16 protein-coding genes are annotated in these 15,009 nt (G+C 65.1%); 6 read left to right on the forward strand and 10 right to left on the reverse strand.

All coding sequences use genetic code 11. The features are described 5' to 3' along the window. Window positions 1–113: 113 nt before the first annotated feature. A complete protein-coding gene (corA, locus tag ACSQ9A_RS17055) occupies window positions 114–1,088 on the forward strand; it encodes a magnesium/cobalt transporter CorA (protein WP_436304498.1) in 975 nt (324 codons plus the stop codon). A 16-nt stretch (window positions 1,089–1,104) separates the two neighbouring features. Here corA and ACSQ9A_RS17060 read toward each other — a convergent pair whose 3' ends face one another. Together ACSQ9A_RS17060 and ACSQ9A_RS17065 are read right to left on the reverse strand one after the other, a co-directional pair. Beyond that, a complete protein-coding gene (locus ACSQ9A_RS17060) occupies window positions 1,105–2,142 on the reverse strand; it encodes a VWA domain-containing protein (RefSeq protein ID WP_436304499.1) in 1,038 nt (345 codons plus the stop codon). A gap of 160 nt (window positions 2,143–2,302) precedes the next feature. Continuing rightward, a complete protein-coding gene (locus ACSQ9A_RS17065; protein WP_436304500.1) occupies window positions 2,303–2,935 on the reverse strand; it encodes a hypothetical protein in 633 nt (210 codons plus the stop codon). Between the two features lie 288 nt (window positions 2,936–3,223). Between ACSQ9A_RS17065 and ACSQ9A_RS17070 the strand changes: the two genes are divergently transcribed. Beyond that, window positions 3,224–3,739, forward strand: coding sequence for a hypothetical protein (locus ACSQ9A_RS17070; RefSeq protein WP_436304501.1), 516 nt, complete (start codon window positions 3,224–3,226; stop codon window positions 3,737–3,739). A gap of 426 nt (window positions 3,740–4,165) precedes the next feature. On the opposite strand, the gene ACSQ9A_RS17075 is transcribed toward ACSQ9A_RS17070, so the two are convergent. Together ACSQ9A_RS17075 and ACSQ9A_RS17080 are read right to left on the reverse strand one after the other, a co-directional pair. After that, window positions 4,166–4,750 (reverse strand): phosphatase PAP2 family protein, encoded by a 585-nt coding sequence (locus ACSQ9A_RS17075; RefSeq protein ID WP_436304502.1) that lies wholly within the window; start codon window positions 4,748–4,750, stop codon window positions 4,166–4,168. Between the two features lie 82 nt (window positions 4,751–4,832). Further along, window positions 4,833–5,285 carry a hypothetical protein gene (locus ACSQ9A_RS17080; RefSeq protein WP_436304503.1) on the reverse strand — a complete coding sequence of 151 codons (453 nt, stop codon included), beginning with the start codon at window positions 5,283–5,285 and terminating at the stop codon, window positions 4,833–4,835. A gap of 286 nt (window positions 5,286–5,571) precedes the next feature. Between ACSQ9A_RS17080 and ACSQ9A_RS17085 the strand changes: the two genes are divergently transcribed. Together ACSQ9A_RS17085 and ACSQ9A_RS17090 are read left to right on the forward strand one after the other, a co-directional pair. After that, window positions 5,572–6,492, forward strand: a complete 921-nt coding sequence (locus ACSQ9A_RS17085) for a tyrosine-type recombinase/integrase (RefSeq protein WP_436304504.1) — start codon at window positions 5,572–5,574, stop codon at window positions 6,490–6,492. A 12-nt stretch (window positions 6,493–6,504) separates the two neighbouring features. Beyond that, window positions 6,505–7,683 (forward strand): IS91 family transposase, encoded by a 1,179-nt coding sequence (locus ACSQ9A_RS17090; protein ID WP_436296795.1) that lies wholly within the window; start codon window positions 6,505–6,507, stop codon window positions 7,681–7,683. A 428-nt stretch (window positions 7,684–8,111) separates the two neighbouring features. Here the strand turns inward: ACSQ9A_RS17090 and ACSQ9A_RS17095 are convergent, their stop codons facing one another. Continuing rightward, window positions 8,112–9,398 (reverse strand): type II toxin-antitoxin system HipA family toxin, encoded by a 1,287-nt coding sequence (locus ACSQ9A_RS17095; protein WP_436304505.1) that lies wholly within the window; start codon window positions 9,396–9,398, stop codon window positions 8,112–8,114. Then, window positions 9,398–9,640: a helix-turn-helix domain-containing protein gene (locus ACSQ9A_RS17100; RefSeq protein WP_436304506.1), complete on the reverse strand. Its 243-nt coding sequence runs from the start codon at window positions 9,638–9,640 to the stop codon at window positions 9,398–9,400. Before ACSQ9A_RS17100 ends, ACSQ9A_RS17095 begins: the two co-directional genes overlap by 1 nt. An 845-nt stretch (window positions 9,641–10,485) precedes the next feature. On the opposite strand from ACSQ9A_RS17100, the gene ACSQ9A_RS17105 reads away from it, so the two are divergent. Together ACSQ9A_RS17105 and ACSQ9A_RS17110 are read left to right on the forward strand one after the other, a co-directional pair. Next, window positions 10,486–11,406 (forward strand): Ku protein, encoded by a 921-nt coding sequence (locus ACSQ9A_RS17105; protein WP_436304507.1) that lies wholly within the window; start codon window positions 10,486–10,488, stop codon window positions 11,404–11,406. After that, window positions 11,403–12,242 carry a tetratricopeptide repeat protein gene (locus tag ACSQ9A_RS17110; RefSeq protein ID WP_436304508.1) on the forward strand — a complete coding sequence of 280 codons (840 nt, stop codon included), beginning with the start codon at window positions 11,403–11,405 and terminating at the stop codon, window positions 12,240–12,242. Before ACSQ9A_RS17105 ends, ACSQ9A_RS17110 begins: the two co-directional genes overlap by 4 nt. Here the strand turns inward: ACSQ9A_RS17110 and ACSQ9A_RS17115 are convergent. The 4 genes from ACSQ9A_RS17115 to ACSQ9A_RS17130 form a co-directional block, all read right to left on the reverse strand. Beyond that, a complete protein-coding gene (locus ACSQ9A_RS17115) occupies window positions 12,221–12,730 on the reverse strand; it encodes a hypothetical protein (protein WP_436304509.1) in 510 nt (169 codons plus the stop codon). The two genes, ACSQ9A_RS17110 and ACSQ9A_RS17115, sit on opposite strands and share 22 nt — an antisense overlap. Window positions 12,731–12,885: 155 nt before the next feature. Then, window positions 12,886–13,011 (reverse strand): hypothetical protein, encoded by a 126-nt coding sequence (locus tag ACSQ9A_RS17120; RefSeq protein ID WP_436304510.1) that lies wholly within the window; start codon window positions 13,009–13,011, stop codon window positions 12,886–12,888. 157 nt (window positions 13,012–13,168) lie between these two features. Beyond that, window positions 13,169–13,891: a hypothetical protein gene (locus ACSQ9A_RS17125; protein WP_436304511.1), complete on the reverse strand. Its 723-nt coding sequence runs from the start codon at window positions 13,889–13,891 to the stop codon at window positions 13,169–13,171. Between the two features lie 7 nt (window positions 13,892–13,898). Continuing rightward, on the reverse strand, window positions 13,899–14,930 hold the full coding sequence (locus tag ACSQ9A_RS17130) for an isocitrate/isopropylmalate dehydrogenase family protein (protein ID WP_436304512.1): 1,032 nt from the start codon (window positions 14,928–14,930) through the stop codon (window positions 13,899–13,901). Window positions 14,931–15,009 lie beyond the last annotated feature (79 nt).

Consider the following 15,009-nt stretch of genomic DNA (forward strand, 5'->3'; position numbering starts at 1 on the left):
TGGTCCGCTCGCACCGCGATTCCTGAGCCTTTGTGCACCGTCAGATCCGCTCGAAGGACTTGTGGGCATGGCAAGATTCGCGCTCATTGCCCACCAAGCAGGAAAATCCACCGATGCTGATCAACTGCGTTGCCTACAAAGACGGCGCCAAGCTGGCCGACATTCCCGTCGCGGACATCAGCGAATACATCGTCCAGCCCGGCTGCTTTGTCTGGGTCGCGCTGAGCGACGCCACGCCCGAAGAACTCAACGAGATGCAGGAGGAATTCGGCCTGCATCCGCTCGCCGTCGAAGACGCGCGTCATGGGCACCAGCGCCCCAAGATCGAGGAGTACGGCGACTCGCTCTTCGCGGTGATGCATCTGATCGAGCCGGCCTCGGAGAGCGCGAACGGCCTCAACGTCGGAGAGGTCGACGTCTTCGTCGGCCGCAACTACGTGCTGTCGGTACGCAATCGCAGCAAGCTCGGCTTCCTGGGCGTGCGGGAGCGCTGTGAGCGAGAGCCCGAGTTGCTGCGCAGCGGCGCCGGTTTCGTGCTTTACGCGCTGATGGATGCGGTCGTCGATCGCTATTTCCCGGTGATTGATTCGCTGGAGGTCGAACTGGAGGCGATCGAGCAGCGGATCTTCACCAAGGGCGCCCCGCGCGCGAACATCCAGCAGCTCTATGAACTGAAGCAGCGCGTGATGGTTCTGAAGCACGCGGTGGCGCCTCTGCTCGAAGGCGCCAGCAAACTGCATGGCGGACGCGTGCCCCAGGTCTGCGCGGGCTCGCAGGAGTACTTTCGCGACGTGGTCGATCACCTGGGGCGCATCAACGCATCGATCGAAGCGATGCGCGAAACCATCGGGACGGCGATCCACGTCAACCTCTCGATGGTCACCATCGAGGAAAACGAGGTCATGAAACGCCTCGCCGCCTGGGCGAGTATTTTTGCCGTGTGCACCGCGTTCGCCGGCATCTGGGGCATGAACTTCGAGCACATGCCCGAACTGAAGTGGACCTATGGCTATGCCGGGGCGCTCTTCCTCATTTCCGGCACATGCAGCTACCTGTACTACCGGTTCCGGCGAGCAGGCTGGCTTTGAACGTGCACGGACCGGGTCACGCGACCCTTCCGAACCACCACAACGAAAGTGCAGTGGCAAGGAGCATCAGCACCCCCGCGAGGTAGGCAAACAGGGCCGTGATCTCGGTTTCCTTCTTCTCGAGCGCCAGCCGGCTCTGGAGCGCCTCGTAGACCTTCTTCAGATCCGTGCCGCTGCCTGCATAGAAGTACTCGCCGTGAGTCAGGTTGGCCACTTTTTTCATCGTGTCTTCGTCCAGGCGAACACGCATGCTCCACCCTTCGAAGGAGATGACACCGCCGTCCTTCGAGCCGAAGCCGACAGTGAATATTTTGACGCCCCGGCTGGCGGCCATCTGCGCGGCATCCATGGGATCGGGACCGGCGGTGTTTTGTCCGTCGGTGAGAAGCACGATCACTGCCGACCCATACGAGCCGGGTGCCACCGGCTTGAAAGCCGGAGGGTCGACACGGCCAAGGCCGCCAGGCCTCCACGCCTGGTTACGCTGACCGCTGAGCTGCGACACGTCGATTCCGGCGTCCGGAAAAATCGTGGCCAGTGCGACCATGATGCCGCTGCCGATCGCCGTGCCGCGCTGCAGTTGAAACCGATCGATGGCAGCCAGCACGTCTTCGCGGCTCAGCGTGGGCGCCTGCACCAGATGGGCCGAGCCACCATACGCCACCACGCCAATGCGCACCCCGCGTGGCAACTCGTGCGCAAAGGTCTTCGCGGCCACTTGGGAGGCCGTGATGCGATCGGGGGCGACATCGGTCGCACTCATACTGCCCGAAACGTCCATGGCCAGGATGACGGTCTGCTGCTGCGTCGGCAGCGTCACGACCGCCATCGGACGCGCGCCCGCCACGATCACTGCGCCCAGGGCACCCAACAGCAGTGTCGGCGGCAAATGGCGACGCCAGCTCATCCACTTGCCGGCGGCTTGCCGCACCAAAGCCAGCCCGGGGTAGCGCAGCGCGGTCGGCCTGCGTCGGCGCAGCATCCAGACGTAGAACAGGGCCAACACCGGCAGCACCAAGGCCGACCACAGCATTTCAGGCCACTTGAACGTCACGGCGGTTCTCCAGCGAGGCGAAACACGGCAGGCACAGGGACAAGCACATTTCGTTCCTCTGTGGGTGAAATTATCGTTGGCCTGCCGTACCCCGACAACGCTTCGCGATGGCGCCGCACGAGCGTGGACGCCGGTACCTTCGCACTTTGAGCTTTGAGGCTCAGCGAGAGAACTCGTGGTTGAGCCCGATCACAAAGCTCCGAATGCCGCCCGGAGTGGTGCGCGAAGCGCTGATGTCGAGGCTGATGAGCGGCGTGAGGCTGAAGCGCACGCCGGCGCGTGAGGTCCAGAAGCCTGCGGCGCGATTGCGCTCAACGATCAGCGACAAGCGATCGTCGACCGCCCATTCGCCGGCGATACCACCACGGCGCGTACGCACGCCATCGACGGGCAACCAATCGAGGCCAACATTGGCATGAACCTGCAGGTTCTCGGTCGCCCGCCAGGTGACAGGCACCAGGATCTGGCGGCCCGGCTTGCCATGACGCGTCAAATCGAAGGTTGCGCTCCATCCCAGCGCGGCACTCAGCGGCGCCTCGCCGCCGCCGAAGAAGGTCCACTTGATCTGCGGGCCGAGCATGCGCTGCCTGCCATCGGGCGTGGAAAGCCGCTCGAAACTCAAGCCCAGCTCGACCGGCCCCACCCGGCAGGACGGCCCGAGGTGGAAGACTTTGGCCGGCTCGACCTCGATGCGGGTGACCCAGACTTCGTACTGGCACTGGCCGGGATCGAGTGTCCCGGCGTCGTCAACATCGAAGTGCCCGCCAGCCCAGGCGCTGCCGCTGGCCAGCATGCATGCCGCCAGCGCATGGCGTCGAACCGTCGCGCGCGTTGCCCCCATCGCCTGCCCCCGGAGTTGTGCCGCGCATTCTAGGCATGGCAAACGTCGAGGCAGTGACTGTCCGCCCCGATCCAAATCTGAGCCAGCCAACAGTCATGTTGATCTGACACCTCAGTTCGACGAGGATCGTGACCGCAGTCGACAATGAGGACCTGTCGCCCTGAGCGAAGAGCGACGGCCCGCAGCAGGCTTTAGGTGCCCTCGGCAAGCGGTTGAAGTCGGCGCTTTTTATTGAGTCTCATGTTTGCGCACATCAACTTGGGAATGGATGCATCATGTCAGGAAGATCATCACCGCGTTGATGCTGCGCGCGTTCTCGTCATGAAACTGAGGAAGGCCATCATCGGCGTCGGCGTCGGCACGGCGGCAATACTCGCGATTGCTGCCATTTTCTTTACTAACGGCTGGTCGTTGATCAGATCCGTCTTTACGCAAGACGACCCTCCGATCTGCAGCGCAGGCGGTTTCGAAATTGAGAGCCGCAGTGCGCGCGTCGAGGGTGGACGCATGATCGTCACGGGCGCGGTGCGCAACAACAACTCCATTGCCTGCGGTGTGCGAGTGAGCGTCGCTGTGAAGGACGAGGCCGGCAAGGTTATCGCTATCGAGCCTCTCTGGGTGGCGGGCGTCGACAACATCCCCGCTGGCGCGACGCATAGCTTTCCCGTCTACCTGTCGCCGGAGGTGACCAAGCAGGCACAGGGTGGCGACTACGACATCCAACCGATCGACGCGAGGGTCTGGAAGCAGCAATGAACCCGTCGCGCCAGTTTCCGGCGCGGCTGCCGTGAAAACTGCGCCCGCCTTGCCCTGGGCGGTTCATCGCTTTAGGCCGGGACGGGCATCGACGGAGAATTTGTGAAGTACGCGGCGAGCAGGCCCGATGGTTTGTTCCGATCCGGAAAGACGCGAGCAATGCCCAGCAGCCGGCAGCTGACGAGCCGGCTAGAAACGCCGCCGATTTTTAGCGGCTAAAGATCCGCCTGCCGCATGTTGGCGGCCAGCCAGGTGCCCTCGCCCCGCCCGCTGCCGGCGGTGAGCAGGTGGCGCTTGCCGTGGCGACGGCGGCGCGGCGCGCGCGAGTCGAGTTCAAACTAGGAACAGCGATAGCATTCGCGTCGTTACTTTGATGACCTGACAGTCGAAGCCCTGCGGTGAATGCGTCGTGAAGGACGGAACCTTTCACCAGCGCGCGGCGATCTGCACGCCGACGTAGCGGCGGCCGAGCACCGGCATGACGACTACCTTGGATTCGGGCTCCACGAGCCACCAGGCAGCCACCTCCGACACCAGGGCAGCGCCAGCGATGTCACCCCAGCGGTGGCGGTCGGCAGCCACGCGTGTGTGCCCGACGTACAGCGCCGCGAGGTACAGCGGCCACGCCACGTCGAATCCGTGGCGCCGACGCACGTAGGCAGCCGCCGAGAAGGCGCGTGCCGCATGCCCCGACGGAAACGAATGATGGTTGGTTCCGTCGGGCCGCTCGACGTGGGTCACCCGCTGGAGCACGTCGGTGGCGGCGGTGCTCGCCGCGAACGTCATTGCGAACTGCCAGGCGCCTTCCCGATCGCCTCGATACAGCTCCGTGCCGAGTGTCGCGAGGGGTATGGCTGTCGCCAGGAAATCGCCGGCGCGCCGTTGCGAGTCGGCGCGGACCTCATGGGCGCCGACGAGCAGGCATAAAAGGAAGACGACCACCGCGAGGCATGCATGCACGCGGGTGAGGACCGTTGAACCCTCGTCAGGAACGGATGGGGCTGCACTCATGATTGAAACCTCCGAACCACGAACAGAAGAGCCGGCTGCGCGGCGCGCAGCAGGGCCTCGACGCCGTGTCTGGCGCCGTCCGTCAAATCGTGAGGGGAGGTGCGGTCTCTGGCGGCAGTCGTCGCCAAGGCGCTGTGGGGAGAGGAGGAGGCGCGCCGCTGGTGTGGGGCACTGCCTGGGGATCGACGCTGGCGAACATTTCCACCAGGCGCACCAAGGCGACCGTCAGCGGTAACTGGAGAGGCACAAGCGCCATCAAGGCATCGATGCCATGCTGAAGTGCATGGGGCCGGTCGATGCCCGCGGCCGAAGGCAGGAACAGCGTAGTCTCTAGCTCGGCTGCACGATCGGCGCGTTCATCGGGGTAGAACTCCACCGATGCGCTCATGCTGCGGACCTGGAAGTCCCCTTCGTCCTCAAGTCCATCCTGGCAAAAGTGCGCGCCAATGAAGGGCTGCAATGCGGCGAGGAGCATGCCAATGACACACCACCATACGTGTTGGCTTGCGACAAGGTGACGAATCTGCGCCAGCATGGCGTCAACGTAGGTCGCGAGGATGAACAGACGCTGAACGAGAACTGAGCTTCACAAAACCGCCCGCAGCATCGATCAGCCCAGCCGCCCTTTCTGCCGTAGCTGCGCGCTGGGGAGTGCCGCCAACGTGCCACTTTCCGCAAAGCGGACCGTCGCAAAGGTCAGCTCTTGGCCGATGGACTAAACCGCTGACGCGGTGGATGTGTGCGACGAGGGCAGATCGCGTTGCGCGGAGTTGAGTTGTACCTTGGTTGCGGGGAATGTTCCCCGGAACTCGGAGACGATGATGACACCACTACGTCAACGCATGATCGATGCGATGGTGCTGCGCGGCTTCAGGCCACGCACGCAAGAGTCCTACCTGAGGGTTGTCGCGCAGATGGCCCGTCACTACCGCCGAACCCCGGAGCTGATCACCGACCAAGAGGTCCAGGCCTATCTGCTGCACCTGGTGCGCGAGCGGCATCTGGCGCGAAGCAGCGTCAATCAGGCTTCCAGCGCCGTGCGGTTTCTGGTGTGCGAGGTGCTCGGCCAGAACGAGCGACGCCAGCGCATCCCCATGGGGCACGCCCCGCAGCGGCTGCCCGACGTGTTGTCTCGCGCCGAAGTGGCAGCGGTGCTGGCTGCGCCGATGTCCATGAAGGCGCGCACGCTTCTGATGACGGCCTACGCCAGCGGGCTGCGCGTGAGCGAGCTGTGTCAACTGCGCGGCTGCGACATCGACTCCTCGCCCGACCGCATGTGCATTCACGTCATCGCGGGCAAGGGAGGGCACGACCGCTACAGCCTGCTCAGCCCGGAGTTGCTCGAGCAGTTGCGGCTGTACTGGCGGCAATGCAGACGCACTGCACAGGCCGAGGACTGGTTGTTCCCTGCGCGGCTGAACCCCTCCCAGCACCTGGACACCCGTAGCGCCGGGCGCTACTTCTACGCCGCGCGCAACGCTGCGGGCATCGCCAAGGTCGGCGGCATCCACACGCTGCGCCACTGCTTTGCCACACATCTGCTGGAAGCCGGCGTGGACCTCAACAGCATCAGCCAGTTGCTCGGCCACGCCAAGCTCAGCACCACCAGCCGCTACCTTCGCATGGCTCGCCCCGGCCACAGCGTCGGTGACAGCGCGCTGGCGTTGCTGGCCCATCTGCCCAAGGTCGAGCCAAAGGCGCCGTCGTCACCGCCGACGCCACCGCGACCGCCGCTGCACTGAAGCCGCTGCGCGATGAGTGCCACCCTGGCCGAGGTGCTGCACACCTTCGAGCCGGCCTATCTGCGCCAGCACACGCTGAGCACGCCGCAGGCGCGTGCCTGGCGCGCCATCGTCGCTTGCCGCACACCGGCGCTGGGTGGTCAGTTGCAGCGCTGTGACCAGTGCGCACGGGAGCAGCGGCTGTTCCACTCCTGCCGCAACCGGCACTGTCCGCAGTGCCAGAACGACGCCCGCGACGCCTGGCGCCAGGCCCAGCTTGCCGAGTTGCTGCCGGTACCGTACTGCCACCTGGTCTTCACGCTGCCGCACGCCCTCAACGCCCTGGCGCAGTTCCACGCGCGCTGGGCGTACGGCACGCTGATGCAATGCGCGGCGGCCACGCTCAGCGAGTTCGCCGCGAACCCGCGCTGGCTCGGTGCAACAGCTGCCTTCACTCTGGTGCTGCATACCTGGACGCAGGACCTGCGCCGCCACATCCATGTGCACGCGCTGATGGCCTGCGGTGGGTTGGACGGCGATGGCCTGTGGTGTGCACCCAAGCGGAGCCCGACGTTCCTGTTCCCGGTGCATGCGCTGTCACGCGTGTTCAGAGGCAAGTTCGTCGACGCGCTGCGCCGCGCGAGTCAGGCCGGCGAGTTGCCCCGCGATCCCGCCAACACGCCGGCGATGCGCCAGGTACGGCTGGCCGAGCTCAAGCGTCACGACTGGGTGGTGTATGCCAAGACGCCGCTCACTGGCCCCGAGACGGTGTTGGACTACCTGTCGCGCTACACGCACCGCGTGGCAGTCTCCAACGAGCGCATCGTCGGCATCGATGCCAACGGGGTGCGACTGCGCGTGCGCGCCGACGATCATGGCGGCAAGCGAACGGTCCTCATCGACGGACCGACCTTCATCGCTCGCTTCCTGCAGCATGTGCTGCCGCCGGGGTTCAAGCGCATCCGCCACTACGGGTTGCTGAGCCCGGCCGTCAAGGCCGAGCGCCTGGCGCAGGCCCGCTTGGCGCTGTCGATGCCGGCGGCCAATGCCCAGGCTCGAGAGGACGCCGCCACGTTCCTCCAGCGCGTCACGGGCATCGAAGTCTCGTGCTGCCCGCACTGCCGCTTGGGGCACTGGCGTACCGTGCAGGTGTTGCCACCCCAGCGCGGCTGCGCTGCACCGCAAGCCGTTGCATGCCGGGGTCCGCCGTGATACCCGGCCGGCGCATCACCGTCCAAGAACTTGTCCGTCACCGACATCGCGACGGCGGTGCGGATCGTCCCGACGTGTGTGGCCGAACCATCGGTATGCCGCGAACGACCCATCGCTTGCGCCTCGACCGCCCAACGGCCGTCACCAATCGCCGCCTGAGCACCCACGTTCACGCCTGCACACCCCGCACCTACTACCGTCACCGCGTCTGAACCTTACATTCCCCAACAGCCCCGCACGCCACCCCGGAGCGGCGGTTCAGTCCATCGACGTTTATCTGCCGCCGCAACACCAGCGCGCTCGATCAGCGTCGGCACGGCGTCAGATAAATGCTCTCCGACCGCGGTCATTCACGTGTTTGGAAGAACTTAGCCTCAACCACTGTGCTGCACCTGGCGGAAAGAGTGAACCGCCCTCGCACGCAGTGCTTAGCGCAGCACCAGACGGGCTTCCTCAAGCGCCTGATGCTCGAACGCCGGCGCGAAGTCCTCGAGTTCCGCTGCGGTCAGCCCAACGTCTGCACTCACCGCAACCTCTCGCCAGCGAATCACTGCGCTGTAGACGTCCGCCAGCGCCGCATGGGCCTGCTTCAAGTTCAGGTTGAAGTAGTCGCTCCTGTCCACGAGCTGTTCAATGGACACGATGGGCCCATCAGCCTCGGAGAGCCAAGTCTTCGACTCGCGCTCCTTGTCTGGGAACGGATTGACGTCAAACGCCGGCGCAAGTCGCCAGAAGCCGCTGCCGACATGCAGAAAACCATGATTCTGTAGGTGGTCGTCGACGTTGGTGATGAGATGGTTGAAGACTATGCGGCGCCACAGCTGCTGTGCGTCCGCGACCGGGTCCCCGGAATACGCGCGCATGGCATCAACAATCTCGGTGTACGAGTGCTCGTCCTGGCGCGAGGCCTGTAGCATCGACGCGGCCGACATGTACGGGATGCGCCCGCTGTCGGCAGTGCGGTCGAATCGCTGAATAAGCGCAACCGGGACACCTTCGATGGGCTCGATGCGTGCGTGCGCCACGTCGATGCCGGCAAGGGCCGCCAGGCGCAGCGCCAGCACCTCCCCACGGGTGATGCTTCGGTCGTCGTTGATGCTCGGAAACTTGCCGATGGCCAGGAGGCCGCTCTGGTCGATGACGGTTGCCTTGGGCCGCATGCCGCCCAGGGAAGTTCCGTTGCCGCGCAGATAGCGCAGGTCCTGCGCTGTTTCCTTGCCAGTCTCCACGGCGCGACTGGCCGAGTAGAGCTTGCCCAGGTCCACGAAGGGGGGCGTGGCGCGCTTACCGGCCTCGACCGTGCGGTGGTACGTGCCTGCACCATCGCGCAGGCGCAACGCGCCAATGCGGCTGAAGTCGTCCACGGCTAGCAGCAAGTCCAGTTCGTTCAGGTCGCGCAGCTTTTCGCCCCTTTGGCGGCGCTTGGCATGGTCGCGCAGGTTGACCCGACGGCCCCAGGTGTCCGGCACGGTATCGGCAAGGGCGCAGAAGAACGGCGAATCGTCCTTAGTTGGTGCCTTGCGAAACTGGTAGCCGGTAGTCAGCTCAAGGTCAGAGGACACCTTGAAGCGGTCGGAACTAGCAAGCCACCCCTGACTATAAGCAAAGGCTGAGTTCTCCCGCCGACCCTGGCGGGTATAGGTCAGCGAGCCGATGGGGATGCCCGCCTGGCCGAGGCAGACTTCGACCGTCTCGCGAATGTCCGGGGTGGCCATCACAGCGCCCCGCTTGTTGGCTTCTTGGGCGTGCGGATGCGCTGCGGCAACTCCTCGTCCATGAGTGTGAGACCGATGTCGTCCTTGGCCGTGTCCAAGAGGTTCTCAAGCCGCGGGAGTTCGCTGAACACGTGCAGCGTCCTGGCCAGAAAGACCAAGGGGGTGTTGACACTGCCCTTCTCCATGCGGCGCACCGTCGAAAGCGATGCGCCGATGCGCACAGCCAGCGATTCTTGGGACATGCGCCGGCGCCGGCGAGCTAGGCAGATGTCGTTTCCCAGCTTCATGAGGGCGCGCTCCACCGGAAGCGGAATCGGAGAAGCGGAGGCAGAACCTCTTGGCTTATCGGTCTTATCAGAACTGTTATTCGACCTAAGCGTTCCCATGGGAGCGATTATTGCTCGCGCGGGCCCGTCGCGCAAGGGCGTTGCCGTTTATCGTTCTCCACAGAGCGATTGTCTGCCTCTACCGCTCTCCCAGGAGATCTTAACCGTCCAGGGCTGGGCGACTGAGGGTCTAGCCAATTGCGCAAATGGCACTGAAAAAGTCGATGTCTCTCGCACGCCTCACGCCTCACGCCGCAAGGCGAGGTGCGCAACCCTTTGCCACGGTGACAGGCCAGGCCCGCACAACCCAGAGAACTGCCAAAGTGTGCGCTGCGAAAGACGGATGCGAGGGTCCGGTTTTGGCGAATTCTGATACACCAGCGACCGACAGCATCTGGCCGAACTGTGCCATAGCACGGAATGCACGAGGCGCGCCGGAAGCGAACCTGCGTTACGTTGCTCGGCACGTGCCCCTCGACTCCAAGGTGAGCGGACGGGTTGGAATTTGCGCACTCTATTTCTTACGCCTTGCAAGCAAAGCTGCCGGAAATAGGTCGTTTTGAAACTCCCAAGCGGCTGAGATGCGAGCAGCACCAAGGCCCTCTGCGCTCGGCAACGCCTGTCGAGCTCCTTCGGCACCATATTTCGCGTGACCACCACCACCGACCGCGGCGGCGCCTCCCCTTCGCTCTGTTCGAGGACTCAGGAAAGTGGCATCCTCAGGCCAGGAGGTGCCGGCCGCACGTCCAACGGAGGTCGGCATGCCCGCTCGTTCCATCGCATCCTTGTCTCTCAGCTTCGGATTGGTCTCCATCCCGGTCAAGTTGTATTCCGCGACCGAAAGCGCCGCAACGGTCAAGTTCAACTTGCTGGCCAAGGACGGCTCTCGCCTCAAGCAGCAATATGTTTCGGAGAAGGATCAGACCACCGTCGTTCCCCGTTCGGAAATGGTCAAGGGGTACGAGTTCGAAAAGGACCGCTACGTCCTGTTCACCCCTGACGAGTTGAAGGCCGTGGAAGAAAGCGCGACCCACACGATCGACATCGTTGCCTTCATCCCGGAAATGGCGGTCGACCCCCTCCATTACGACAAGGCGTACTTCATCGCACCCGACAAGCGCGGCGCCAAGCCGTACACCCTCTTGCGCGCCGCGATGCGCAAGAGCGGCCGCTGCGCGCTCGCGAAGTGGGCCTGGAAGGGAAAGCAGTACATCGTCCAGGTCCGCGCGGCAGAGGACGGCCTGGTGCTGCAGCAACTGCTCTACGCCGAAGAGGTGCGGTCGATGAAGGACCTCGAGATCGAGGAGATCACGCCTTCCGATGCGGAGGTGAAGCTGGCGCTCCAGCTCATCGACCAGATATCCGAGGAAAGCTACGACCCGACGCAGTTCGAGGACGAAGAGAAGAAGCGAATCCTGGCAGCCATCGACGCGAAGATCGCCGGGAAGCAAATCGTCGCCGCGGAGCATCATGAGCCGGCTGTGAGCGGCCAGATCATCGACCTGACCGAGATGCTGCGCGCCAGCCTGGCACGGGGCGGCGCCGGCGGCACGAAGCGCCCGAGTCGCGTGCCGGCCGCAGAGGCAGTCACGGCACTGGCATCGAACGAACGCAAGGGCGTGAAGCGAGCGCCCAAGACCGCCGCTCCAGCCTCCCCGGCAAGCGCGCGATTGAGGAAGTGAGCAACGATCCGTCGGAGGCACCGCACACCCTGCGCAGCATTCAGGAGATGTTGGGTCTCTCCCGAAGTGCGATTGCAGGGCTGATAGCGAACGGCTTCGTGAGTCCCTCGCGCGGACCGCGCAACGAGTACCGTTTTTCCTTTCGCGATGTCGTGCTTCTGAGGACCGCCCATCAGCTGCAGGCGGCCGACATCCCGACTCGCAAGATCGTGCGCGCGCTGCAGCGACTGAAGGCGACGCTTCCTGCGGAGTTGCCGCTGACCGGACTGCGAATCACCGCGGTGGGAAACACGATTGCGGTCCATGAGCGCGACAGCCAATGGGAGGCCGAATCAGGCCAACTGCTCATGGACTTCGAGATCGCCGCAGCGCGCGGTTCAGTGGCCTTCGTGGAACACCTGCGCAGCGAAGATCCGAGCTTGGGGCAAGCTCTTGCAGACGAGCTGTTTGCACAAGGAGAAGACCTCGAAACCAGAGACTGCGAAGCCGCCGAGCTCGCCTACCGAAAGGCGTTGGCCTTCGCTCCCAACCATGCGGATGCCTATCTGAACCTCGGCGCGATGCTGTGCGAATCCGAACGGCATGCCGAAGCCGTGGCTCTCTACGACGAAGCCCTCGCCCACTGCCCGCGTGAAGCGCTGCTGCACTTCAATCGCGCCGTGGCGCTGGAAGATCTGGGGCAGTTGACCGACGCGCTCCAATCCTACGAGCGCTGCCTGCAGCTCGACCCCTCCCTTGGCGACGCACATTTCAATGCCGCCAGGTTGCATGACCATCTCGGCCACAAGCAGGAGGCCATTCGGCACTTCAGTGCCTATCGACGCCTCCAGAAATAGCTGCGAATAGCTGCGGCGAAGCGAAGTTCGCGTTGCCGCGCCCATCGTGAGCCCGGGCGAAGCTGTTTTCGCTTCCCCTCCCCGAAACCCCGGTCGATCAGCGATCTTGGCGTGGCACGGCCTATGCGAATAGGCGTCCAGTTCCGCCAGAAAGGCCGACCATGAACCGGATGCTGCTGGGCTACAGCCCCGACTTCGACATCTTCGAGGACACGAAAGGCACAGCGCTCGCGCCGAACCGCGCGAGCCGCAAGGCAGTGGTCTTCGACACCGAGACCACGGGGCAGGCCGCCGAGTTGCTCAACGCCGCGGGCAGACCGGGCTTCGGCGCGACGCTCGGCCGCCTGGTCCGCGCAACCGGCCGGCGGCGCGATCGACGACGCTGTCGCGACCGAGCTCGTCGCGCTGCTGCAGTCCGCAGCCCGGCGGGCGATGCCTGCCGTGAACGCACCCACCAGCCTCGATGCCAGCTCGGCTTCGACGCGCATGGGCCGGTTCTTCGGCATCGAACTGGAAGGCCTCAGCCCGGAGGACCAGGAGTTCGAGGCGGCCCGGCGCTTCGTCCAGCTCGCGAAGGAAGCTGCACGCCAGGCATCGGCGGCCCCATCCAACTTCACGCCTGCCGCTGTCGCGCAATGGGCCGTCACGCGCGCAGCCCGCCGCTACTGGCGTCGCGAGCGTCGTTCTCGAGCATGGCGGCGCCAGCGCTGTCGCCTTGGCCTGGGAGCTGCAGCTTCTCGCTGGCCGAGCTGGCGCGGGCGTCTGACATGCCCACTGCGTCAGCGCCCATCCGTATCGGGTACTGCCTGTCGCTGACTGGTCCGGTCGCGGGCAACAGCCGGTCGGCTCAGCTCGCCCATGAGATGTGACGGGAGGACGTCAACAGCCGGGGTGGGCTGCTCGGGCGTCCTGTCGAACTTTGTCTGCTACGACGACCATGCGGACGCTTCACCGGACTTCGCCAAGGCGATCTGCAACCCGATGGCGATGAAAAGAGCCGAGCCCACACCGACGCTTGCACCTACCAGCAGGTCGACGGAAAGTCCGGCCAGGCCCGCCAGGCCGGCGATCACCGCGACCCCGCCGACAACAGCCGTTGCGGCGGCCAGGACCGGATGGACCGGGGATCCCCCTGTGCGCGCCTCGCTGCCCAGCGCCAGGACCGCGCTGAAACCGTAGGCCACGGTTCCCAGCAGGAACAGCACGTCGAAGAGACGCTTGAAGCCGGCGAAGGCGCCTTCCGCGCCGGGCATGAGGGCCAGCTGGGGCAAGACGAAGCCCACCATGGCGTCGACCAGCGTGAAGATCGCCAGACTCAGCAAGCCGACAACCCAGCCGGCGGTGGCCAGGCCACGGCCGCAGCGCGCCGTGTGCTGCGCCATCAGGAAAGTACCGACGGCCCAGATGAGGTCGCCGAAGATGCCCGCCATTCCCGCCGCCTTCATGGTCGCGGCGCCGGCCGCTGCACCCGCCAGCGCGGCAGAGAGGTCGAAGGGCTGAACCGGCATCGCGCCCGCGCGAGGCGACAGCACGTAGAACAGGCTGGTGACCAGAACACCCAGCGCGCCCGCGGCCATGGCCCAGCCGGCCACCCTCACCGGCGCCGCGACTGCGCGCGCCTGAGCGGCTTGGCCGGTCGGAAGTGACATCCGCTTCTCAGCCGCCGGCTATCCGGCTCACCAGCGCCTTCGTGAAAGCAGCGGTCCCGGCGCTGCCGCCCAGGTCGCCCGTGCGCACCTTGTCGATGTTCAGCGTCTCGTCGATGGCCTTGCGCAAGCGCCCCGCGAGTTCCGGCAGCTTGCAGTGATCGAGCATCAATGCGGCGGCCAGCAGCAGCGCCGTGGGATTCGCGATGCCTTTGCCGGCAATGTCGGGCGCAGAGCCGTGCACTGCTTCGAAGATGGCCGCGTCGGCACCGATGTTGGCACCGGGCGCCATGCCCAGGCCGCCGACGAGCCCCGCCACCAGGTCGGACAGGATGTCGCCGAAGAGGTTGGTCGTGACCAGCATGTCGAACTGCCAGGGGTTGAGCACCAGTTTCATCGCACAGGCGTCGATGATGACCGTGTCGAGTTCGAACTTGCCCTTGTACTTGCGCTCGTACAGCTCGAGTCCGGTCTCCAGGAAGATGCCGGTCAGCGCCTTCATGATGTTGGCCTTGTGCACGATCGTGACCTTCTTGCGGCCGGTCGCGACGGCGGTCTCGAATGCATATTCGAGCAGGCGGCGGCTGCCCTGGCGCGTGTTGATGCCGGTGGCCATCGCCACTGCATGCGGATCGCCGTCGATCGGCACGTAGTGCTCGTGACCGATGTACAGGCCCTCGAGATTTTCGCGCACGACCATCAGGTCGACGTTGTCGAAACGGCCGCCGGGAATGATGGTGCGCGCGGGGCGCAGGTTGGCGTAGAGCTGGAACTCCTCGCGCAGGCGAACGTTCGAGGACCGATAGCCGCCGCCCGATGGCGTTTCGAGCGGTCCCTTCAGCGCAAGACGCGTACGGCGGATGCTGTCCAGCGTGGCTGCAGGCAGCGGGTCGCCAGCCAGCTGCACGCCGGCGAGGCCGGCAACCTGGCGATCCCACTCGAAAGGCGCGTGCAAAGCATCGAGGGCGGCGAGCGTCGCATCGACGATCTCGGGGCCGATGCCGTCCCCGGCGATCAAGGTTGCGGGAATGACATCGGACATGGGGTGACTCCAGGAAGTAAAGAAGCGCTCGATTCGGCAGCGCGGACCGGGCGATTATCGACGGACAATCCGGTGGTCC

The sequence above is a fragment of the Variovorax sp. LjRoot290 genome (assembly GCF_964253985.1).
Classification (GTDB): Bacteria; Pseudomonadota; Gammaproteobacteria; order Burkholderiales; family Burkholderiaceae_C; genus Variovorax.